We start from the raw sequence: 22,250 nt of genomic DNA on the forward strand, positions 1-22,250 counted from the left end.
CTTTTATTGTTCAAGAATTTGCTTGAAAATCTCTTCAGCATATTCGTAAGAAGAAAATTCTTCAACCTGCCTTACAGCATTTTTAGAAAAATTTTCATAATCATCTTTATTGAGTTCAAAGACTTTTCTTATTCCTTCTGCTAATTTTCTGCTGTCCATTACAGGAGCTTTATACCCGTTATAATCATCTATCACCATGTTGGTAAGAATTCCTGTATCAAAGCCTACTACAGGTGTTCCACAGGCGAGAGCTTCAGATACCATCATAGGGCCTGAATCTTCAATAGATGTGTTAATAAAAAGGTCAGCAGCCTGATATAATAAGGATAATAGTCTGTAATCTTTTATATAATCTATTTTCTGTTTTTTAAAGGTAACTCTGCCAAATTCTTCATTTACACTATTGGAAACCACCAAAAGCACTATTTTTTCTTTCTTTTGCATTGGCAGTTCTATGTCTAGCATTTCAAGCGCCTGAAGAAGATAAGAAAATCCTTTTCTTGGATCTTCCATATTTTGAGCTCCTGTTAAAATATAAAAGCAATCATTGGATAGAGAAAATACTTTTTTGGCAATGGATTTATTTTTACTGTTAAGCAGTTTTGTATCAATCAGGCTATTAATGTTATGAATTGTTTTCTGGCTTTTATATATTTTTGAATTTTGGGCTTGGAGTAAGGTTAGCCCTGAACCAGCGATAATTTGAAAATTGGCTTTTTGAGCATTTTCATATTTTCTTTCAAAATTATTTTTGGCTGTTATTTTTTCATGTTCTTTTGTAATTGCAGGGCAATACTTACCACATCCTTTGATGTAGCCTTCACATCCCCAGGAATAGTGGCATCCTCCTGTAAAATGATTCATATCTACCGTAATATTGTATATTTTCGCTTTGGTCGCATTATATATATTAAGCATATCTGTACTGTTGAGAAAATCAATTGTCATTCCTGTAAAGACAAAATCAGGTGTAAAACCTACAATTTTCAGCATACTTTCAATATGTATATTTTCTGATGCTTCATTTTTGCTCAAAAAGGAGTATTTCATATCTGTACTGATGACTTTTGATGGCTCTACAGGACTGATCTTATTTTTGATTTTATTCACAATTCTCATAACAAGATTGGCCTTCGCTGATGAAAGAGATAAATGCCTGTATTGCTTTATGAAATTTTCATTCTTTGTTTTATGCTTTACACACATGACGACATCATGTCCCATATTTTTGATAATATGGGCAACTTTATAAGCGGCTTCATATGCGCCATTTACATCACCTGTTGAAAGTATTAATATATTTTTTTTATCCATTGCTATTACATCCATATTACAGGGGGAGTTATAATGCCATTGTCTGTGTCTCCGGCAAGAAAATTTTCATGTCCTGTTTCGATGATATTAAGCTGGATACCTCCCTCTACAATATCGTAAAGTTCTACTGAAGGGGTATCTATTGCCAAGGAAAGCAGATAAGTATTTGGGATTAATTTGCCGCCTTCTATTTTTAAAATAAAATTGTTTTCATTTTTTTCTTCGAAAACTTTTCTTGTAATGAATATTACATTTTCAAATTTATCTAAAATGGCAATATTTACTCTAATGCCTTTATTTACATCCCTGTTAATGAAGCTTATATCAAGATTAATATCTTCATTATGGCCAAACTCCGTTGTCTCTACAGATTTATTATTATATATCCTAACTCTTTTAATCTGGGCTTTTTTGCTAAGGTCTTCTATGTATCTAAATTCAATATTAGGGGACAGTTCATTGATAATATAATTTTCTAATACACTGTTGATGTCTCCCCGATGAGCTATCTTGCCGTTTTTCATCAATATTCCGGATGTGCAAAGCTGCTTCACGGCCGTCATGTTATGGCTTACAAAAAGTACGGTTCTTCCTTCTCCTTTCGTTACATCTCCCATTTTCCCAAGGCATTTTTTTTGAAACTCTGCATCTCCTACTGCCAGAACTTCATCTACAATCAGAATTTCAGATTCCAGATGTGCAGCAACTGCGAAAGCAAGGCGTACATACATCCCGGACGAATATCTTTTTACGGGAGTATCAATATATCTTTCCACTCCGGAGAAATCCACTATTTCATCAAATTTTCTACAAATCTCTTTTCGGGTCATTCCGAGGATGGCGCCGTTCAGAAATACATTCTCTCTGCCTGTCATTTCAGGATGGAAACCTGTTCCTACTTCTAACAGCGATGCAATTCGACCATGGGTATATATTTTTCCTGTTGTAGGTTTGGTGACTTTGCTTAATAATTTCAAAAGAGTAGATTTGCCGGCACCGTTTCTTCCGATAATACCTACAGCGTCGCCCTGCTCAATTTCAAAATTGATGTCCTGCAGAGACCATACATAGTCAGATTCACCTTGTATAGTTCTGTCATTTGCCTCGCCGATCTTTAGATAAGGATCTTCCTTTCCTCTGATTTTGTACCACATACGGTTGAGGTCATGAGAGAGAGTCCCGGTGCCTACCTGTCCTAATCTGTATTGTTTCGATATATTTTCTGCTTTTAAAGCCAGCATAATAATAGTATTGGGAATGTTAATAAAATTTTTTTAAACGGTGTCCATAAAAGTTTTCTCCACCTTATTGAATATAAGGGTTCCCGCCATCAAAAGTAAAAGAATAATACATGTGCTTACTGCAAGCATTAGAGGAGAAAAGTCTCCTGTTCCCAGCCATGCATGTTTAAAACACTCAAAAATCCCTGTTAATGGATTGTAAAAAGCCAGCTTTTTAAAAAATCCGGGTAAGGATGACGTAGGATAGATTACAGGAGTTGCATACATGTACAGGCTCACTCCAAATACCAAAAGCATGCTGAGGTCTTTGTATTTTGTGGTCAGGGAAGAGAATATCATTCCTGTGCCTAATGCAAAAAACGCCATAAGAATAATAAGGAATGGTGTTGCCAGCATCCATATATTGGGATGAATTGCTCCCTTAAATAAATAATATATCCAGACCATAAGGAATAACAGAAACTGTACCCCGAAACGCATAAGATTTGAAATAACAATAGATACAGGCGTTACAAGTCTTGGGAAATATACTTTTCCGAAAATGCCTGCGTTTCCTACGAAAGTGGAAGATGTACCCAGAAGGCACGAAGAAAAATAATTCCAGAGGGTGACCCCCGAAAGATAAAATAACAAAGGTGGTGCGCCATCTGTAGGCAGCCGTGCTATTTTGCCAAAAACAATGAGAAAAGTAATTGTCGTAAAGATAGGGTTTATAAAAAACCAGATGGGACCTAAAATTGTCTGTTTAAAACCAGATATGAAATCTCTTTTTACAAACATGTAAACGAGATCTTTGTAATTCCATACCTCTTTTAATTTTAAATCGAGCAGAGAATGCCGGGCTTCAATTATTTCGGTCCACTTTTTTTGTGGTTCATTCATTTGTGTTATGTTTATTGCAAATTTATATTATTTTCTTATATGTAGTATATTTATTCTTAAAAATTTATTATTAGGTTAAAAAAATTAAAGGTTATCTTCAATATGGGAACATATTATATTGTGAAAACCAATTAAAATGCTGTTTTTGGTGGACTTATTCCGTTTATTTATTTACCAGCTGTTTTAAATACTCGCCGTAGCCACTTTTTCCATATTTTACCGCTGTTTCCAACAGCTTTTCTTCATTGATGAATTTGTTTCTGAAGGCAATTTCTTCAATGCAACCGATTTTAAATCCCTGCCTTTTTTCAATTACCCGAACAAATTCCGACGCATCATTCAGAGACTCAAAAGTTCCGGTATCAAGCCATGCAGTACCTCTGTCTAAAACGCCTACTTCAAGCTTTCCTTTATTAAGATAAACGTTATTTACATCGGTGATTTCAAGTTCACCTCTCGTGGAAGGCTGTATGTTTTTTGCAATTTCAACAACCTCATTGTCATAAAAATATAATCCTGGAACAGCATAATTGGATTTTGGTTTCAGTGGTTTTTCTTCAATGGAAACCGCTTTAAAATCATCATCAAATTCTACCACTCCATACCGTTCAGGATCTGAGACGTGGTATGCGAAAACAACCCCACCTTCCGGGTTAGTTTTATTTTTAAGCAAAGTTCCCATCTCGGAGCCATAGAAAATATTATCACCCAAAACCAACGCCGCGGCGTCGTTTCCAATGAACTGATCGCCCAGAATGAAGGCCTGTGCCAGTCCGTCCGGGCTTGGCTGCACTACATATTGGATGTTACATCCTATTTGTGAGCCGTCACCCAAAAGCTTGATAAAACCTTCCTGATCATGGGGTGTTGTAATAATCAGAATATCCTTTATCCCGGCTAATAATAAAGTAGACAGCGGGTAATAAATCATCGGCTTGTCATAAATAGGCATCAGTTGTTTACTGACTGCAATGGTAAGAGGATAAAGTCTGGTACCTGAACCTCCTGCTAAAATAATACCTTTCATTGTATTGTGTTTAGTGATATTGTTTTTCGTAGTATTTCTGATAGTCTCCGCTTGTTACATTTTCCAGCCACTCTTTATTTTCCAGATACCAGTCGATGGTTTTGGCCAATCCTTCTTCAAAAGTTACCGACGGCTTCCATCCCAGATCTTTATTCAGTTTCGTAGCATCGATAGCATAGCGTTTATCATGGCCCGGTCTGTCTTTTACAAACGTGATCAGCTTTTCAGAATAACCTTCCGGTCTGTTCAGTTTTGCATCCATTTGTCGGATAAGTTCTTTTACCAGATCAATATTCTGCCATTCGTTGAATCCTCCGATATTGTAGGTTTCTCCCGTTTTGGCTTTATTGAAAATCTGGTGGATTGCTTTTGCGTGATCAATTACAAAAAGCCAGTCTCTGGTATATTTACCGTCACCGTAAATTGGCAAAGGTTTTTCATTGATAATATTTGAAATACAAAGTGGAATAAGCTTTTCAGGAAAATGGTTGGGACCATAATTATTTGAACAGTTTGATACGATAAAAGGCATTCCGTAGGTGTTTCCATAAGCTCTCACCAGATGGTCGGATGCTGCTTTTGAAGCTGAATAAGGAGACTGTGGATCGTACGGCGTTGTTTCTAAAAAGAATCCGGTTTCACCCAAACTTCCATACACTTCGTCGGTAGAAATATGATAAAAAAGATTTTTTCTTTGTTCATTCGGGAATCTTCCATGGGTGTGGTCGGGATTAAGTGTCCAGAATTCTTTACATAAATTTAAAAGATTCGCCGTACCGTTTACGTTGGTATTGATGAATGCCATTGGGTCCGTGATGCTTCTGTCTACATGGCTTTCTGCTGCCAGATGTACAACCGCATCAGGATTATATTTTTCAAAAACTGTTCTTAATTCTTCAGGATTGGTAATATCTGCTTTTTCGAAAACATAATTAGGCTCATTTTCAATATCCTTTAAGTTTTCAAGATTTCCTGCATAAGTAAGCGCATCCAGATTGATAATGGTAATCTCAGGATTATTTTTTACAAATTCTCTTACCACATGCGAACCGATGAATCCGGCACCGCCTGTAATGATTATATTTTTCATTTTTTTAATTTATAATGGTTTTGCGGCCAATGCTTTTATAATAGAATCCGTTTTGCTCGGGAATTTCCAAAGGATACATATTTCTTCCGTCAAAAACAGCTTTGTTTTTCATTTTTTTAGCCATGAGTTCAAAATTAGGATTTTTGAATTCGGGCCATTCCGTTGCAATGAATAAGGCATCTGCGTTTTCCACTGCTTCGTACATGGTTTTGGCAAAATGAATTTTATTCCCAAGAATTTTTTTTACATTATTTTCTGCAACGGAATCATACGCAACAATTTTTGCGCCTTTTTGCAATAAAATGGAAATATTATCAAGTGAAGACGCCTCGCGGATGTCGTCGGTATTTGCTTTAAAAGCCAAGCCCCACATTGCAATTGTTTTTCCTTCAATGCTTCCGCCGAAATATTTTTCAATTTCTCCAACTAGGATTACTTTTTGTGCGGCATTCACTTTTTCAGTTGCCTCCAGAATCTGAAAGTCAAACTCTTCATTTTTTCCTGATTTTATCAGAGCCTTTACATCTTTTGGAAAACAGCTGCCACCATACCCGATTCCAGGAAACAGGAATCTGTGGCCTATTCTGTCATCACTTCCCATTCCCAGACGAACTTTATCTACATCTGCTCCCACCTTTTCACAGTAGTTGGCAATTTCATTCATGAAGGTAATTTTTACGGCAAGAAATGAATTGGCTGCATATTTTGTGAGTTCGGATGATTTTTCATCCATAAATATAATAGGAATCCCGGTGTTGGTAAATGGCTGATAGATTTTTGCCATAATATCCTTTGCTTTTTCCGAACTAGAGCCTACAACCACTCTTGAAGGATTCATAGAATCTTCAACGGCAAAACCTTCTCTCAGGAACTCCGGATTGGAAACCACGTCAAAAGGAATTTGGGTTTTAGATTCAATAACCTCCCTTACTTTATCGGCAGTACCTACAGGAACGGTACTTTTATTTACAATAACTTTATAACCGGTCATCATGTCTCCGATATCGGAAGCAACCTTCAGAACGTAAGAAAGGTCTGCAGATCCGTCTTCTCCCGGCGGGGTTGGCAAAGCAAGGTAGATTACTTCGCTTTTGTCTAATGCTTTTTTTAAATCGGTTGTGAAAAATAATCTTTCGGATTGAATATTTCTTAAAAACATCTCCTCAAGATTCGGCTCATAAATGGGAACTATGCCGTTTTTCATCCCTTCAACTTTTTTTTCATCAATATCTACACAGTATACTGAATTTCCAAGTTCTGCTAAAGTCGTTCCTGTGACTAATCCTACATAACCTGTTCCTACAATAGTAATATTCAAAGTAAATGTATTTTTAAAATTAGTACAAAAGTAATAAAAATACCATCATGGTAATGTTTTAAATAATAATTAACTTATTGTATTGATAATAAGATATTTTGCATTTCTGAGAAATATTCGTATATTTGCATTGGATTTACGGAAAAAAATGGGAAGGCCTTCGGAAGAAAGCCTTTTTTCGTACGGGTAAATCATCATTTTAAATAACATATGGAGTTTAGAAAAAGAATTGAAGAATTATTAAATGATTTTCTGGAAACCAGAAAAGATTTATTTCTTATAGATCTGAAAATTTCTCCCGGAGATGATATTACAGTGATTTTGGATGGCGACAACGGAGTCTCTCTGCAGGATTGCCTTGATGCAAGCCGTGCAATAGAATTCAATATGGACCGTGAAGAACATGATTTCAGTCTTCAGGTAATGTCTGCCGGTCTGAGTGAGCCGCTTGCCACTCAGAGACAGTTTGCTAAAAATATCGGAAGAGAGATTGAAGTTTTAATGAATGACTCTTCAAAAATTGAAGGAGAGCTGGTAAAAGCAGACGAAGAAAAGATTACACTTATCCTGCGGTATCGCAAACCAAAAGATATTGGTAAAGGTAAAGTAGATGTAGAGGAGGAAAAGGAAATTCCATACTCAGACATTAAAAAAGCATTAGTAACAATTAAATTTTAAAAGAAAAAAGAATACATGGACAATATAGCGTTGATTGAATCCTTTGGTGATTTTAAAGACGAAAAGGGAATCAGTAAGATTGATCTTATGGCAATTATTGAAGATTCACTGAAAACTCTTTTAAGAAAGAGATACGATTCGGATGATCATTTTGATGTGATTGTGAATCCTGATAAAGGAGATTTTCAGATATTTTTAAATAAAACCATTGTAGAAGACGAGATGTCTGAAGACGATGATCTTGAAATAGAAATTTCCGAAGCTAAAAAGATCGATCCAACATTTGAAGTAGGAGAAGATTTTACCATGGAAATTCCTGTTGCACAGTTGGGAAGAAGAAATATTCTTACCCTGAAGCAGATTTTGGCTACGAAATTGCAGGAGCACAACAATGCTATGCTGTATGAGCAGTTCAAAGACAGAATCGGAGAGATTGTTGTAGGAGAAATTCACCATATTCGCCACAAGCACGTAATTCTGCTTGATGATGAAGGAAATGAATTTATACTTCCCAAAGAAAATCAGATTCCTTCCGATTTCTTTAAAAAAGGAGAAAATATCAGAGCTATTGTAGAAACAGTAGATTTCAAAGGGTCAAAACCACAGATTATTATTTCCAGAACTGCACCTAAATTTCTTGAGAAATTATTAGAACTGGAAATTCCTGAAATCCAGGACGGAACGATTATTTTGAAAAAAGTAGTGAGAATTCCTGGTGAGAAAGCAAAAATTGCAGTAGATGCTTACGACGACAGAATTGATCCGGTAGGAGCTTGTGTAGGGGTGAAGGGATCAAGAATTCACGGTGTGGTAAGAGAATTGAGAAATGAAAATATCGATGTGATCCAGTGGTCTAAAAACCCTGAAATTTTGGTAAAGAGAGCTTTAGGAAATGTTACCATCAATAAAATTGACATCAACGAGGAACAACAGTATGCGTTAGTATACACTCCGGTTGAAGAGATTTCCAAAGTAATCGGAAAACAAGGTCAGAATATCAGACTTGCTTCTTGGCTGACAGGTTATGAGATCGATGTACACAGAGAAGCCAGTGAAGATGATGATGTTGAACTGAAAGAATTCAATGACGATATTGATCAGTGGATTATTGATGAATTCAAGAAAGTGGGGCTTACCACTGCAAAATCGGTTTTGGATAAAGAAACCGAAAGTTTATTGAATATGGTAGATCTTGAAGAGGAAACCATTGAAGAAGTGAAACGTATTCTGAGAGAAGAATTTGAAGATTAAGATTTGTAAATAAATTTTAATAAACAGTAAAAAAGAAATACTTTAATTTTAAGAATTAAAAAACAGTAAATAATATAGATGCCAAAAATTAGATTAAATAAAGCGGTTAAGGAATTCAACATTTCCATGTCCAGATTAGTAGAATTTTTACAGTCAAAAGGCATTGAGGTTGAAAGCAATCCTAACGCTCAATTAGAAGAAGCGGCATATTCTGCATTGGAGGCTGAGTTTGCCAAGGACGGCGAACAGCGCAAGGCTTCCCATGAGGTGGTGATCACAAAAGTTCCGGAAGAAAAACTGGAAATTGAAGAAAAGAAAACCCCTGAAGTAATAAGAGCTAAAGCTAATAAACCGGAAACTAAAATTTTAGGGAAAATAGACTTAGAGGCTAAAAAACCTGAAGTGGAAGAAACTCCTGCTCCAAAGCCGGAACCTGTGGCTGAAGAGAAAAAAGAAGTTGCTCCTGAAGTTAAAGCAACACCTGAAAAGCAGGAATTCAAAGTTCTGGATAAAATAGATTTGTCTCAGATCGAGTCCCGAAACAGACCCGTGAAAAAAGACAAACCGAAAACAGAAGATAAAAAAGAAGAGGAAAAACCTGTGGAAAAAGCACCTGAAGCGGTGAAAGAAACACCTAAACCAGCTGAGGAAGTGGCTCCAAAACCTGTAGAAACGAAAGTGGAAGCTCCAAAGCAGGATGATGATCAACAGGAACCTCAGAAAATTGAAACCGTTTACCAAAAGCTTGACGGACCTAAAATCGTTGGGGAAAAAATCGACTTAACGCAGTTTGCTCCTAAACAAGGCGCAGGTGCTAAAAAGAAGAGAAAAAGAATTGAGAAGCCGGGACAAAACCCACAAGGTGGAAACAATAACCAACAGGGAGGTAATAACCAAGGTCAGGGAAATCGTCCGCAAGGTCAAGGAGGTCAGGGTGGAAACCGTAACCAGGGTCAGGGTGGACAAGGCGGTAACCGTTTTGGAAACAATAACCAGGGTGGCGGACAAGGAAACCGTCCTCAGGGACAAGGTGGCCAAGGTGGAAACCGTTTTGGAAACAATAATCAAGGTGGTCAAAACCGTCCTCAAGGACAAGGAGGCCAAGGAGGAAACAGAGGTGGATTCAACAGAGGCGGACAAGGCGGAAACAGACCTGGTCAAAGAACAATGCCTGTTGAATTAACTGATGAACAAGTAAAAAACCAAATCAAGGAAACCCTTGAAAAACTTACGAATAAAGGAGGTAAATCCAAATCTGCAAAACACAGAAAAGATAAAAGGAACTTCCGTAGAGAGCAGGACGAACGTCAGCAGGAAATTGATGCAGCAGACAGAACATTAAAGGTAACTGAATTCATCACGGTTGGTGAATTGGCAAGTTTAATGAACGTGTCTCCTACAGAAGTAATCTCTGCATGTTTCTCATTAGGAGTTATGGTTACGATGAACCAGAGACTGGAAGCTGATACCTTATTATTAGTAGCAGACGAATTCGGTTATAAAATTGAATTCTCAGATGCTGATCTTGGAGAATCTGATGCAGAAGAGGAAATCGACTCTGAAGAAGATCTTCTTCCAAGAGCTCCGATTGTAACCGTAATGGGTCACGTTGACCACGGTAAAACATCTTTACTTGACTATATCAGAAAAACCAACGTAATTGCCGGTGAATCCGGAGGAATTACGCAGCACATCGGTGCTTATAATGTGAAACTGGAAAACGGACAGAGAATTACATTCTTAGATACACCGGGTCACGAAGCGTTTACGGCGATGAGAGCGAGAGGTGCACAGGTTACTGATATTGCAATTATCGTAATTGCTGCCGATGATGATGTAATGCCTCAGACAAAAGAAGCAATCTCCCATGCACAGGCTGCAGGGGTACCAATGATTATTGCCATCAACAAAGTTGATAAGCCGAATGCAAATCCTGATAATATTCGTCAGCAGCTTTCCGGGATGAATATCCTGGTAGAAGAATGGGGTGGAAATGTTCAGGCACAGGAAATTTCAGCTAAATTTGGTAACAATGTGGATGTATTGCTTGAGAAAGTTTTATTACAGGCCGAATTACTTGAATTAAAAGCAAATCCTGATCGTTCTGCAAACGGAGTGGTTATTGAAGCTTCTCTTGATAAGGGTAGAGGCTATGTAGCAACGATGTTGGTGCAAACCGGAACTTTAAGAGTTGGAGATTATGTGGTGGCAGGTAAAAATCACGGTAAAGTAAAAGCTTTGCTTGATGAAAGGGGTAAAAATCTTTCTGAAGCAGGTCCTTCCATTCCGGCAACTATTTTAGGTCTGGATGGAGCACCTACAGCAGGTGATAAATTCCGGGTTTATGCTGATGAAAGTGAAGGTAAAGCCATTGCCAACAAGAGAGAACAGCTACAGAGAGAACTATCAATCAGAACTAAAAAACATACGACTCTTGAAGAATTAGGCAGACGTATTGCTCTAGGAGAATTCAAAGAATTGAATATTATCCTTAAAGGTGATGTGGACGGTTCGGTAGAAGCACTTTCTGACCAGTTACAGAGATTATCTACAGAAGAGATCAGTGTTAAAATTCTTCACTCAGGGGTTGGTCAGATCACAGAATCTGATATTAACTTAGCGGCAGCATCTGATGCGATTATTATCGGATTCAACGTAAGAGCCGGTGCTAATGCCAAAGATCTTGCAGACAGAGAAGAAATCGAGATCAGAACCTATTCTGTAATCTATAAAGCTATCGATGAGGTAAAAGAAGCGATGGAAGGAATGCTTTCTCCGGAAATTCAGGAGCAGGTAATCGGTAATGTGGAAATACGTGAAGTATTCAAAATTTCCAAAGTGGGAACTATTGCAGGATGTATGGTTCTTACAGGAAAAGTTACGAGACAGTCCAAAGTACGTTTACTGAGAGATGGCATTGTGAAATTCGATGGTGAGCTTGAAAGTTTAAAACGTTTCAAGGACGATGTGAAAGAAGTCACAAAAGGATACGAATGTGGATTGAACCTGAAAGGATATAACGACATCGAAACCGGTGATATTCTGGAAGTTTACGAAGAAGTAGCTGTTAAGAAGAAATTGAAGTAATTTAATTTTGTATATTATTAAGCTCCGCCCGCATCTTCGATGCGGGCGGAGCTTTTTTTATGTCAATTTGTTTGAAAACATGAACGTCAGTTTGGGTGTCCGATGAAATCGGGATGTATCGAGAACCAGTGAACAGATGACGTTCTTCATTCAATAAACTTCTCAATACAATTTTTCAAAATCTATTCGAAGCGACGAATAAAGTCAAAAAATAAGAAGTTTGAAAATATACATCACGAGATTTGGCGAATGTATTTAAACAGACGGGTTTTCCGCATTCCCTAAATTGGAGCTTTCCGTTCTGTTCACCAAAAGCTTATTGTACTGATCCGTTAATGCGTTAAGCTGATTGATAACGGTAGCATATGGCGAAGGCGGAGTTTCCACCAGGAGATGAAGCGCATCAATCCTGTCCCTTAATGCATAATAGGCAGTATTCGTTTCTTCCCTTTTCAGCTTGATGGTTTCCGGGTTTGCATCACCGTATTCTTGGGTTCTGGAAAGATATTTCGTGTTGAATTCTTCGTTGACGGTTTTCAGTTCGTTTACCCAAGCTGAAAGATTAAAAGTAGAAACAGCATCCGTAAGTTCGGGTTTACTTTGCCAGTCGAGTATGATGTTGTTGAGGGTAGCTGTCTCTGCCTGGTAATTCAGTCGGGCAATACCGCTGCCGTAAAGTTCCATGTTGGAGAGCAGAAGCTGTGCCTGCTGTTGTCTGCCAGCTTCATAATGGTAGGTTTGGCTGAGCAGGAAATAGTAGATTCCGTTGACGGCATTATCCCTTCTTTCATCCAGTATCAAAAGTTCCTGAGTTTTCTCGCTTGCCATTGCTTTTTTGTACAGGGCTTCCAGTTCGGTAATTTTCCCGGCAAAAGCATTGAGTTTGGCTTCGATCCCTAACTGTATAGAGTTATTCAGGTTGATAATACCTAAATAATCTTTCACATATTGCAGGTACTCTGCGTTACGAAGTAATTTTAATTCAATTGTGTTCATATTTTAAAATATTTTTTGTTTTTCTTTTTTGCCGGAATCTTTGTTACAGTACTGCGGCAATATTTCCCGCTTACCGGAATGCTTGTTGCAGGGGTGCGGCAGACTTTCCCACCTTCCGGAAAACCTCTTGCAGGGGTGCGGGAAGCTTTCCGGAAACAGGGAATATTATTTCGCATCCTGTGACTGACTTATCCATAACTCTACCTGCGCTTTTCAGTCATACAATATTCAACTAATGTCATGGCGCATTGTATTTTTTCCAAAAGTACATAAAAATTTCTTTTAATAATATAATCCGGAAACCAGTAATTTTCTTCCGTATATTTTTCGAATATTTGTCACCTATTTGTTGAGTTATAAAAAAGTGATATATTTAACCATTAAAACATTAACCATTAGGATGAAGACTCTATTTTTCAGGCTCTGCCTGACTCTTCTGGTCAGCCTTTCTGTGTATTCCTGCAGAACTGACCAGTTCAATGAAAACGACAACTACCACAACAGCTCAAAATTCCAGCTTATCTCGAAGCGAATTTCCCTGGACGAAGCAATACACAAACTGAAGCTTATTCCTGAAATTGAGAAGGTAAAAACCGTGATGAATGCTCAGGCAAAAACAGTAAATTACGGAAACGGTATTTCCATCGATACCGATGATGTAACGTATATCGAAAACGGACCCAATTACCATACCTACACATTCAATATCAAGCGGGAAAATGCTCCGGCAGATGCTCCTGTTGAGAATCTCGTGTTGAGCCCTCTTACCGATGGCACTTACAGAGAGCTTTTGTTTTCTTACAATCTTAGCTTACAGGAAAAGCAAATCCTGATGAATGGGGGCTTTGTAGATACCAAAAATAAAGTGACTGTTACCGATCTGCAAAAAGGCACTTTCAACGGTGGCGGCCAACTTTCTAAAAGCACGGTATGTACCTGGACTATAGATACTCATTATACAACCTGCAGTGAAGGGGTGCATTCACATGGTGAGCCTGCGGGAAGCGGAGAGCCCGGTACCGGTACCTGTAATGCAAAAACTTTATCTCAATTGATTGTACTGGTTGTAGGAGATTGTAAAGCGATAGGAGACGACGGTACTCCTGGTGGATCTACCGGTCCGGGTACAACCGGCCCCGGAACCTCACCGGGAGGACTAGGAAGCGGTGAAAATGATGGCAGCGGAAACACCGGCTTACCATCCAATGAAGTCGGAAACTGCAACGGTGGCCTGACGGCTCCCCAAACCCCCAATTATGATATAAGTGATGGAGGATGTGGCGGCGGAATACCTACACAGCCAACTTTGCCTACTAAAAGTATAACACCCTGTGCAATGCTCAAAAGAAACTCTAATGATACGGTGTTTCAGGATAAACTTGATGACTTAAAAACACGGGTGATGCCATCGACAAACGGGTATGATGAGCATGAAACTGCTGTTGTCGTAACCAATGATCACGGACAGCTTGTTTATAACACCTACGTTATGCCAAAAGAAATAGGCCCCAACGTACAAGCTGTAAAAACAGGAATTACTAACTCTGATATTGCAGTGATGCACAATCATACGGTGAAGTCTGCTTTTCTGGCTCCTTCTTATCTTGATCTGGTAGACTTCTATGATCATTACAAATATTTGGATGCTGCGGTTAAACCATATTATATTTATTACCTTGCATGCTATAACGGCGAAGTATATGCCCTGAAAGCAGATAATATTGCTGCTTTAGATGCTTTCTTTGCAGAATTTACAACCATTGGTAGCGGAAACTTTTCTAAGGATGAACAAGCAAAGGCTTATAACAAAATGAAAAGAATTTATAAGATAAATGGAATGAAGGATGAAATTCCTCACGATAAAGAAAAGTCTGAAAAGATATTTTTGAGGATTATTCAGAGTTTCGGAAATGGAATCAGTTTATACCGAAGAAACAATACCACATGGGGTAAATTAAAATTAGATCCCGACGGAACAGTGAAAACAGATGATTGTCCTTTATAATTTGAAAAAACAAAGAAATGAATAAACTAATTTTATTAATAATATTACTGTTAACTATTAACTGTAAAAGTCAGGCTAACATTATTGACGCTACTGATGTTTGCAATCATAATTCTATTAACTTAAATGATGGAAGTCTGTATTTGAAAGATATAAGCAATATAATTATGCCCTATTTAGGTGTATGGAAATGGACATCAGGAAACAAAGAAATGACTCTAACATTGATTAAACAGACTAAATATCACTATACTTCAGGTACAGATAATTATTACGCTGACAGATTGGTTGGTTATTATGTATATAAAGAAAATGGGTTGACAATCATAGATACTTCTGGAGATAATTTGATGGATGACTATGGATTGAAAGTCGAATTTGACATAGAATGTGGAGGCGGCGTTGTAGCTTCTTTTTTTAAGGATGTCAAAAAAGAGAAAAGTTTTATAGTAATATTAAAAAAACTCTCAACCACACAAATGAAGTTTACTGGTAAAGTAGGAGAAGGCACTTATCACATTGGGAGAACACCTACTACGGTTTATCTGGGAAGTACTTTTCCTTTGGAGATGGTTTTTACAAAGCAGTAAGAATATGAAGGTTGCTATATTTATCTTAAACTTTATTTATTGTTTTACATATTCACAGAAATATGAATATCGATATCAATTTTTTTTTATAGGAGAAAAAATAGAAGAAAAACAAGAATTAAAACTTAGCAATAGAATTATTATTCCCAGTTATAAATATGAGCATGATTTTTTTAAAATAGATGATGATGTTGTTCTTTTACCGTTAATGAAAAGAAATGTTCCTTTGAGAGAAAGTATTGAAAGCCAAACAACTTACAAGGTTATAAAAGTAATAAAAGGACAGTATGATGAAAAACTGTTAAGTTCTGTTCATACGACATATATCTCTGAGCCCCCAATCTTTGAAATTCAAGAAGCAAAAAAAAGTCAATATGTTCTTATTGGTGTTATAAGATTAGAAAATATGTGGTGTCAAAGTTTTGTAGAGAAAGTCTACCCGATTAAAAATAATAAGTGGGTTTTGCCTTATAAAAATAATTACCCTTTTATTAATTATAAAAAAGTATTTCCTAAGAAAATAAAAAATTCTGAAAGGGTAAAAATGATAATCAACGACTCGTTTTATAATACAAAACATTACTCTATGCCTGAGTTTGTAAAACCATACTATAAAAAAAGGAAAAAATATATAGCAGTCACTCAAGCATTTGTTTTCTGAATTTGAAGAAAAAAAGATATTTGGGAGAGTGAAAAATTATCTTACTAAGAGAACATTCTACCACGGTTTATCTGGGAAGTACTTTTCCTTTGGAGATGGTTTTTACAAAGCAGTAAGAATAAAAGAGATTGTCTCACAAGAAACAATCTCTTTCTATAATCCAGAAGGAAAATTTAACACTATAATTCTGGATAAACTTTTATTGATTTAGAAAATTAACCAGTTTTTTCAGATCTTCTTCTTTATCAAATCGAATTTTATTCTCCTTAAGAAAACTGTTTAGAGCTTCTTTTTTTTCAGGAAATTGTTCGATAATTTCTTTCTTATTGTTTGGACGCTTGATAAATCCTTTTTCTGTTTTAATATAATAAGTCGGAGGTAAGATATTAAAATTAGCAGGCTTATCCGTCGCATAAGAATTTGGTGCAGGCACAAAATCATTAAATTTAGCTTTCACCTTTTTGTATAGTGAGTTTTTGCCACTTGCTATCTCAAAAAAATATCCCTTCAAATCATCGTCAATATTTAATTTCACCAATACTTGCTTCGTATCAGTGAATTCAACTCTTGTAAAAGGATTCTCAGGTAAAAGGGCCAGAACTTCATCTCCTTTCAGAAATTCTATATTATCAGAATAGGCATTATAGCGTGCAGGTGCTGTTTCAGCATTCATCTTATCAGAAATAATAAATCTTGCCGGAGAAAATGTTTTGTCTAAATAAGGTGTACCTTTAATTTCATCATATGATAACCCCCTTTTTGAGCCTGGAGAATCTACTTTAAACATTGAGCCTCCCGTGGATAATTGTCCACCACTGTATGATAATGCGGTTAATTGCTGTGCAGATAAAGTATATGATGATATTAATATAATAATACCTATAATCTTTTTTGTCATTTTTATAAACTTTATTGTAAAATTACAAAATATATTATTATTATTATTATTATAAGTTATGCTTATTTATTAATGAGAATTTAATTTTAATAATTGAGATAATTTGAATATAGTTTTATTTGTATTAAATGCAAATATCGATTATCTTTTGGAGCATAAAATGTTTCCAGCGAATATCGCATTCGGAATAATAAGAGGATTACATATGGTTTGTAATAAAAAAAGAGCTTCTCACAAATGCGAGAAACTCTTTTTATTTTTTAAACGAACTGTTGTTTATTCTTTAATAAATTTGAAGCTTTTAATTTCTCCTTTTTTATTAATGAAATTTGCTATATAGTTTCCTTTAGTTAAATGACTGATATCAATTCTGTTATCAACTAGCTTAGAAGTTATTACTAATTTTCCTGAAGCATCATAAACATTAATTAACAAATCTTTATCTTTCTCGTTAATCTGAATGTAATTCTTCGCAGGATTAGGGTAAAAATCAACTTTGCTGTCATTAGCTTTAATAGCTTCGGAAGTAGAAAGTGTGCCCAGATTATCAGATGTTGCGATTAAACTGAACTTTTGGTTATTCCCAAATAGATTTCCTTTATGTGTAATAGTAATTGTATATGTTCCGGAGGGATTATTAATATCTACTCTTTCAAAATTATCAACATTATTTGTCCCAGTGTTGGTAGCAGGTAGCGATGGACTAGACATGCCCTGAAGTTTCCATGGATAGTAATCAACGCCATTTTGAGTTACCTTAATGTCAAGATCATTCACTAAATATTTAGTAGTTGGATCTACATCTCCATTATTGCTAACAGGTGCCTGTGGATCTGTCCAGCAAATGGATATTTTTAATGGACTTGTGCCACTGGCTGTTATCGTTTTGGTGTAAGTAGCATTATTATTAAGGGTAAGTTCTTCTATAACGCTCTTAGAATTTGTACTGGAGTTTTTATCACGAATTGCAATGGCAGACTTTTGTGCATTAATAAGTCCCCAACCGAATCTATAGTCCGGACCAATCGTTGTGCCTGCCTCATCAGCAGTGTGAAGAATTAATCCTTTAACTGTTGCTGACCTCATAAAATTACCATAAAGCTGATTGTAGTATTGCTGTAGCAGAACAACTACACCGGTAACTCCAGGTGATGCCATTGAGGTTCCTGACATATACCCGATAGCAGTATCAGAAGTAGATAAGGTAGATAAGACATTTACTCCTTTCATTGAAATATCTGGTTTAATTCTACCATCGTCAGACGGGCCATAGCTACTAAATGGAGACATTAACACGTTAGACGGATTGACATAATTTAAAACCTGATTTACGGCTGCAACAGTAATAATATTTTTTGCATTCCCATGACCAAAAATCATATCATATCCTTCTTTGCTGTTTATTTGAATTGATCCTGGCGCTGTAGTCGAATTACGGTCATTACCAGCTGAAACAACTGGAAGATAATATGGATTGTTAAAACATATATTATCAATTTGACGAGCTCTGGAATCGTAGGCTCCATAGAACCATAAACTGCTTAATTGTCCTATTCCGTAGGAATGATTGGAAACTAGTAATCCTGAAGATGCCTGATCTAACATTTCGGCTAAATCATTTGTCCAATCGTGTGATAATAAAGAGGCGTTAAATGCAAGACCTCTTACATCAGGATTTATTCCCTGGGCGCAAATCGTACCGGCAACATGCGTTGGGTGCTCTTGAAAATTAGTACCATCCACTAATGTTATTTTGCTGTTTGTTCCCACCATAAACTCCTGGTGTGTATTCCGCACATTGCCTCCATCCCAAATAGCAGCAGTCATATTTTGACCCTGAATGTTTATGCCGAGGCTCCCGCCGCTATATAACTGATTTGCCCTTGCAGTGTAAGCAGCACCTGAATTAGTAGTCCATGCATATATTTTTTCTCCATTAGGCAATACATCCATTAATTCCTGTATTCCCATATCTCCAAACTTTATTATTTTTTTAACATTTGGATTTTGCTGTAGATATTGTTCTATTCTAATCTTACGTTGATATTCTTCAGTATTTAACGATTTTAGAAGTAACTGATTAGCAATCTGGTCAGAATGGCTGGCAATTTCTCTTCTTTCTTCCTGTGTTTGAGCCTTAGCAATGAAAGAGGCGAGAATTAACCATCCACAAAGAGTATATTTTTTCATTTTAACACTATTTTTGGCAAATATATGTAAAATATGTTATTATATTAGTTCATATAATTATTTTACATAAAATTTTGTTCAAAAAATTTGGCGGTTTTAATATTTATTAACATATTTGCACGAAATAATATTAAAATTTGTTAATATGAATGTTAAATTAAGTGTGCTAACGGCGGGCGTGCTGTTCTTCACTGGACAATTGGCTTTTGCTCAGGATTCTACCAAGACCCAGCCGGTTAAGGAGCAAAAGATCGAAGAGGTTGTTGTACTAGGTTATTCTAAAACTATTACAAAAAAGAACTCAGCAGTTGCGTCAAATACGGTAGCAGATGTGTTTCTTGAAAATAGACCAACTACCAATGTATTAACGACATTACAGGGAGCTGCTCCGGGTGTATTAATGAATGGTGGATCAGGTAGCCCGGGATCTGCTAAATTCAGCTTGCTTATTAGGGGAACAAGTTCAATTAATGGTAATACTGATGCATTAATTGTTATTGATGATGTACCTTCAAATGCTTCTGAATACAGAAACTTGAATCCAAACGATATTGAGTCGATGACTGTTCTTAAGGATGCTGCAGCAACTGCGATCTATGGTAACAGAGGAGCAAATGGTGTTGTTGTTATCAGAACGAAGAGAGGAAGATTTAATAGTGGTTTTAAAGTTTCATATACTGGTATGACAGGTATGTCCCTAAGACCATTGGATAAATACAGACTTGCTAATACTAGTCAGTACTTAGATATTATGAGAGATTATGGTTTAGGCCCAGGTACGTCTTCTTATGATACAGCATTGGCTGGTCAGGCAGCTGGAATTGATACAGACTGGAAAAATGTATTTTTTAAGCCGGAATTGTATCAGTCTCACGATGTGGCTATTTCGGCAGGTGGAAGTACTGTTAATTCATATACCTCTTTTGGATATATGGAGCAAGGTGGAGCTGTTCCAACAACCGATTTCAAAAGATTTACTGTTAGATCAAATATTCAAGCTAAATCAAAAGATGAAAAGTTAACAGTAAATTCTCAGATTGGTCTTGCTTTTTCTAGAAGAAATGAATTGTTTGAGGAAACCAGTACGGCAATTAGAAACAACTCTGTGCAAAACCCACTTTTAGGAGTTTTACAAGGTTTGCCATATCTAGCTCCTGGTGTTTACGCTAACGGGACAGATTTATTTAATACAATTGGTACAAACTTTAATAATGGAAACAATATTTATGTACTGGAAAATTTATTAACTAAAGGGAATCTTCCTAACTTTGTTGACCAAGTTTCAATCACGGGCAACTTAGGAGCATCTTACAGTATCACCAAGAATTTTAGCTTAAATAACAAATTGGGTGTTGATTACAGACAAGGGGATAGAATCTCTGGTCGTGCGCCATGGTCTTATTTGGCTCAGGCAACCAGAGGAGCTAACACTTATACTGGTAATGAAACACAGACTACAACAAGGGATTTAAGTATCAATAACGTAGTATCTGTAGGATATAACGGTCAGTCTGGTGAACATACTTTAGATGCTACGGCAAGTTTAGAGTATAACAAAGTTTATTACAGAACGACTACCAGAAATCAAAATGGTCTTGACCCAAGAACATATGTTCCTGGATCTGGTACTGGTTATGTGCCATTTGATGGTACTAACTACTTGCCAACGGTGGGTGCATCAAGAATTACTGCCGGTACTTTAGGATACTTTTTAACCACAAATTATGATTATGCAGGTAAATATGGTTTTAGTGGGACAATAAGAAGAGATGCAAGTTATAGATTTATCGGAGATAATCAATGGGCTACTTATTGGTCTGTAGCGGGGAGATGGAATATTGATAAAGAATCTTTCATGGAAGGATCTACTTTTAGTAACTTGAAACTTAGAGCTTCTTACGGTACTAATGGTAACCAAAATATCCTTGCCGGTAATCCAGGAGCTAATCCATTACTTACTGCAAGTACTATTGTAAGAGATCAGTATACGACACCGACTGGTTACGGGAACGTATTAGGTTCAGGTTTCGGATATGGTAATCCTACGGTACAGTGGGAAGATGTGGCGCAGGCAAATATCGGGTTAGATTTCACCTTATTGAATAATAAATTAGAAGGAACTCTTGATGTCTACAACAAAGTAACAACAAACTTATTCAGTTCTATTCCTGTTTCAGGGGTGTCAGGAACTTATTCCGTGTCAGGGAATAACGGGAAAATGACGAATAAGGGTATTGAATTGGGATTGCGTTATAATGTTATTAATAAGAATGATATAAGATTTAGCATATTCGCAAATGGTTCTTATAATGATAACAAAATTAATGATTATACAATTAATGGTGATCCGGAACCGGGAACTACAACTACTATTGCAGGACGTCAGTTATTCGAATGGTTTGTATACAAATATGCAGGTGTTAACAAGAGTAATGGTAATCTTTTGTTTTACACGAAAGATGGCGGTGTTACAGAAAAACCAGATGTTAGTGACGCTCAGTATTTAGAAGTTAGTACTGTTCCTAAGTATGCAGGAAGTTTTGGCTTTGAATCATCGTACAAAGGTTTCTTCTTTGACGCTTTATTTACATTCCAAAAAGGTGTGAAAAAATTTGATAACGCATTGTATTGGTTAGCAAATCCAGTTGGATTAGGATCTAATGCAGTAGGTTCAGGTAACTTATCAACAGACTTGTTAGATGCATGGAATCCTCAAAACCCAAATAGTGATACTCCAAGCCTAAGAGCTACCAATTGGGATTATACAGCGGATTCAGATTATTTCGTAAAAGATGCATCTTTCCTTAAGATAAGATCTGCAACAATTGGATATCAATTGAACAAAGAAATGTTAAGAAATATGCCTATTACGGGTCTTAGGATATATGTTCAGGCTGAAAACATTTTTACATGGACAAAATGGAGAGGTTTCGATCCTGAACCTTTGGTTGGGTCGAGTTTAAGTATTTATCCGAATCCAAGGATGTATACATTAGGAGTAAAAGTTGATTTTTAAATTAAA

At 36.5% G+C, this 22,250-nt stretch carries 17 protein-coding genes; 8 read left to right on the forward strand and 9 right to left on the reverse strand.

The genetic code is table 11. The annotated features are described in order from the left end of the window. Positions 1-3: 3 nt before the first annotated feature. The 6 genes from M0D58_RS12770 to M0D58_RS12795 all read right to left on the reverse strand — a co-directional run bounded on the left by M0D58_RS12770 (position 4) and on the right by M0D58_RS12795 (position 6,872). Positions 4-1,329: a glycosyltransferase gene (locus M0D58_RS12770; protein ID WP_248389968.1), complete on the reverse strand. Its 1,326-nt coding sequence runs from the start codon at positions 1,327-1,329 to the stop codon at positions 4-6. Continuing rightward, positions 1,320-2,555 (reverse strand): ABC transporter ATP-binding protein, encoded by a 1,236-nt coding sequence (locus M0D58_RS12775; RefSeq protein ID WP_248389971.1) that lies wholly within the window; start codon positions 2,553-2,555, stop codon positions 1,320-1,322. Before M0D58_RS12775 ends, M0D58_RS12770 begins: the two co-directional genes overlap by 10 nt. A gap of 33 nt (positions 2,556-2,588) precedes the next feature. Then, the gene (locus M0D58_RS12780) at positions 2,589-3,437 is read right to left on the reverse strand and encodes an ABC transporter permease (RefSeq protein WP_248389975.1); all 849 of its coding nucleotides are present in this window, start codon (positions 3,435-3,437) and stop codon (positions 2,589-2,591) included. Positions 3,438-3,600: 163 nt separating this feature from the next. After that, positions 3,601-4,464, reverse strand: a complete 864-nt coding sequence (gene rfbA / locus M0D58_RS12785; protein WP_248389979.1) for a glucose-1-phosphate thymidylyltransferase RfbA — start codon at positions 4,462-4,464, stop codon at positions 3,601-3,603. Positions 4,465-4,474: 10 nt separating this feature from the next. Continuing rightward, the gene (gene rfbB, locus M0D58_RS12790) at positions 4,475-5,554 is read right to left on the reverse strand and encodes a dTDP-glucose 4,6-dehydratase (protein ID WP_248389982.1); all 1,080 of its coding nucleotides are present in this window, start codon (positions 5,552-5,554) and stop codon (positions 4,475-4,477) included. Between the two features lie 4 nt (positions 5,555-5,558). After that, positions 5,559-6,872 carry a UDP-glucose dehydrogenase family protein gene (locus tag M0D58_RS12795; protein WP_248389985.1) on the reverse strand — a complete coding sequence of 438 codons (1,314 nt, stop codon included), beginning with the start codon at positions 6,870-6,872 and terminating at the stop codon, positions 5,559-5,561. 210 nt (positions 6,873-7,082) lie between these two features. Between M0D58_RS12795 and rimP the strand changes: the two genes are divergently transcribed. The 3 genes from rimP (at position 7,083) to infB (ending at position 11,888) form a co-directional block, all read left to right on the forward strand. Beyond that, on the forward strand, positions 7,083-7,550 hold the full coding sequence (rimP, locus tag M0D58_RS12800; RefSeq protein WP_248389988.1) for a ribosome assembly cofactor RimP: 468 nt from the start codon (positions 7,083-7,085) through the stop codon (positions 7,548-7,550). A gap of 15 nt (positions 7,551-7,565) precedes the next feature. Continuing rightward, on the forward strand, positions 7,566-8,801 hold the full coding sequence (gene nusA / locus M0D58_RS12805) for a transcription termination factor NusA (RefSeq protein ID WP_248389991.1): 1,236 nt from the start codon (positions 7,566-7,568) through the stop codon (positions 8,799-8,801). Positions 8,802-8,879: 78 nt separating this feature from the next. Continuing rightward, positions 8,880-11,888, forward strand: coding sequence for a translation initiation factor IF-2 (infB, locus tag M0D58_RS12810; RefSeq protein WP_248389994.1), 3,009 nt, complete (start codon positions 8,880-8,882; stop codon positions 11,886-11,888). A gap of 255 nt (positions 11,889-12,143) precedes the next feature. Here the strand turns inward: infB and M0D58_RS12815 are convergent, their stop codons facing one another. Beyond that, positions 12,144-12,884, reverse strand: coding sequence for a DUF6261 family protein (locus M0D58_RS12815; RefSeq protein WP_248389997.1), 741 nt, complete (start codon positions 12,882-12,884; stop codon positions 12,144-12,146). Between the two features lie 15 nt (positions 12,885-12,899). Between M0D58_RS12815 and M0D58_RS12820 the strand changes: the two genes are divergently transcribed. The 4 genes from M0D58_RS12820 to M0D58_RS12835 all read left to right on the forward strand — a co-directional run bounded on the left by M0D58_RS12820 (position 12,900) and on the right by M0D58_RS12835 (position 16,140). Beyond that, positions 12,900-13,067: a hypothetical protein gene (locus M0D58_RS12820; protein WP_248390011.1), complete on the forward strand. Its 168-nt coding sequence runs from the start codon at positions 12,900-12,902 to the stop codon at positions 13,065-13,067. A 217-nt stretch (positions 13,068-13,284) separates the two neighbouring features. Beyond that, positions 13,285-14,889 (forward strand): hypothetical protein, encoded by a 1,605-nt coding sequence (locus tag M0D58_RS12825; RefSeq protein ID WP_248390014.1) that lies wholly within the window; start codon positions 13,285-13,287, stop codon positions 14,887-14,889. A gap of 17 nt (positions 14,890-14,906) precedes the next feature. Further along, on the forward strand, positions 14,907-15,479 hold the full coding sequence (locus M0D58_RS12830; protein WP_248390017.1) for a DUF6705 family protein: 573 nt from the start codon (positions 14,907-14,909) through the stop codon (positions 15,477-15,479). A 4-nt stretch (positions 15,480-15,483) separates the two neighbouring features. Beyond that, positions 15,484-16,140: a hypothetical protein gene (locus M0D58_RS12835; RefSeq protein WP_248390020.1), complete on the forward strand. Its 657-nt coding sequence runs from the start codon at positions 15,484-15,486 to the stop codon at positions 16,138-16,140. 199 nt (positions 16,141-16,339) lie between these two features. Here M0D58_RS12835 and M0D58_RS12840 read toward each other — a convergent pair whose 3' ends face one another. After that, the gene (locus M0D58_RS12840) at positions 16,340-17,038 is read right to left on the reverse strand and encodes a hypothetical protein (RefSeq protein WP_248390023.1); all 699 of its coding nucleotides are present in this window, start codon (positions 17,036-17,038) and stop codon (positions 16,340-16,342) included. A 276-nt stretch (positions 17,039-17,314) separates the two neighbouring features. Then, positions 17,315-19,228 (reverse strand): S8 family serine peptidase, encoded by a 1,914-nt coding sequence (locus tag M0D58_RS12845; protein WP_248390026.1) that lies wholly within the window; start codon positions 19,226-19,228, stop codon positions 17,315-17,317. Positions 19,229-19,373: 145 nt separating this feature from the next. On the opposite strand from M0D58_RS12845, the gene M0D58_RS12850 reads away from it, so the two are divergent. Beyond that, positions 19,374-22,244: a SusC/RagA family TonB-linked outer membrane protein gene (locus M0D58_RS12850; protein ID WP_248390029.1), complete on the forward strand. Its 2,871-nt coding sequence runs from the start codon at positions 19,374-19,376 to the stop codon at positions 22,242-22,244. Positions 22,245-22,250 lie beyond the last annotated feature (6 nt).

The organism is Chryseobacterium nepalense (assembly GCF_023195755.1).
GTDB lineage: Bacteria > Bacteroidota > Bacteroidia > Flavobacteriales > Weeksellaceae > Chryseobacterium > Chryseobacterium nepalense.

Bases quoted from the DNA above. Each gene is read 5' to 3' on its own strand.
- M0D58_RS12770 (WP_248389968.1), bottom strand. From the start codon at position 1,329: ATGGATGTAATAGCAATGGATAAAAAAAATATATTAATACTTTCAACA.
- M0D58_RS12775 (WP_248389971.1), bottom strand. From the start codon at position 2,555: ATGCTGGCTTTAAAAGCAGAAAATATATCGAAACAATACAGATTAGGA.
- M0D58_RS12780 (WP_248389975.1), bottom strand. From the start codon at position 3,437: ATGAATGAACCACAAAAAAAGTGGACCGAAATAATTGAAGCCCGGCAT.
- rfbA (WP_248389979.1), bottom strand. From the start codon at position 4,464: ATGAAAGGTATTATTTTAGCAGGAGGTTCAGGTACCAGACTTTATCCT.
- rfbB (WP_248389982.1), bottom strand. From the start codon at position 5,554: ATGAAAAATATAATCATTACAGGCGGTGCCGGATTCATCGGTTCGCAT.
- rimP (WP_248389988.1), top strand. From the start codon at position 7,083: ATGGAGTTTAGAAAAAGAATTGAAGAATTATTAAATGATTTTCTGGAA.
- nusA (WP_248389991.1), top strand. From the start codon at position 7,566: ATGGACAATATAGCGTTGATTGAATCCTTTGGTGATTTTAAAGACGAA.
- infB (WP_248389994.1), top strand. From the start codon at position 8,880: ATGCCAAAAATTAGATTAAATAAAGCGGTTAAGGAATTCAACATTTCC.
- M0D58_RS12815 (WP_248389997.1), bottom strand. From the start codon at position 12,884: ATGAACACAATTGAATTAAAATTACTTCGTAACGCAGAGTACCTGCAA.
- M0D58_RS12825 (WP_248390014.1), top strand. From the start codon at position 13,285: ATGAAGACTCTATTTTTCAGGCTCTGCCTGACTCTTCTGGTCAGCCTT.
- M0D58_RS12830 (WP_248390017.1), top strand. From the start codon at position 14,907: ATGAATAAACTAATTTTATTAATAATATTACTGTTAACTATTAACTGT.
- M0D58_RS12835 (WP_248390020.1), top strand. From the start codon at position 15,484: ATGAAGGTTGCTATATTTATCTTAAACTTTATTTATTGTTTTACATAT.
- M0D58_RS12840 (WP_248390023.1), bottom strand. From the start codon at position 17,038: ATGACAAAAAAGATTATAGGTATTATTATATTAATATCATCATATACT.
- M0D58_RS12845 (WP_248390026.1), bottom strand. From the start codon at position 19,228: ATGAAAAAATATACTCTTTGTGGATGGTTAATTCTCGCCTCTTTCATT.
- M0D58_RS12850 (WP_248390029.1), top strand. From the start codon at position 19,374: ATGAATGTTAAATTAAGTGTGCTAACGGCGGGCGTGCTGTTCTTCACT.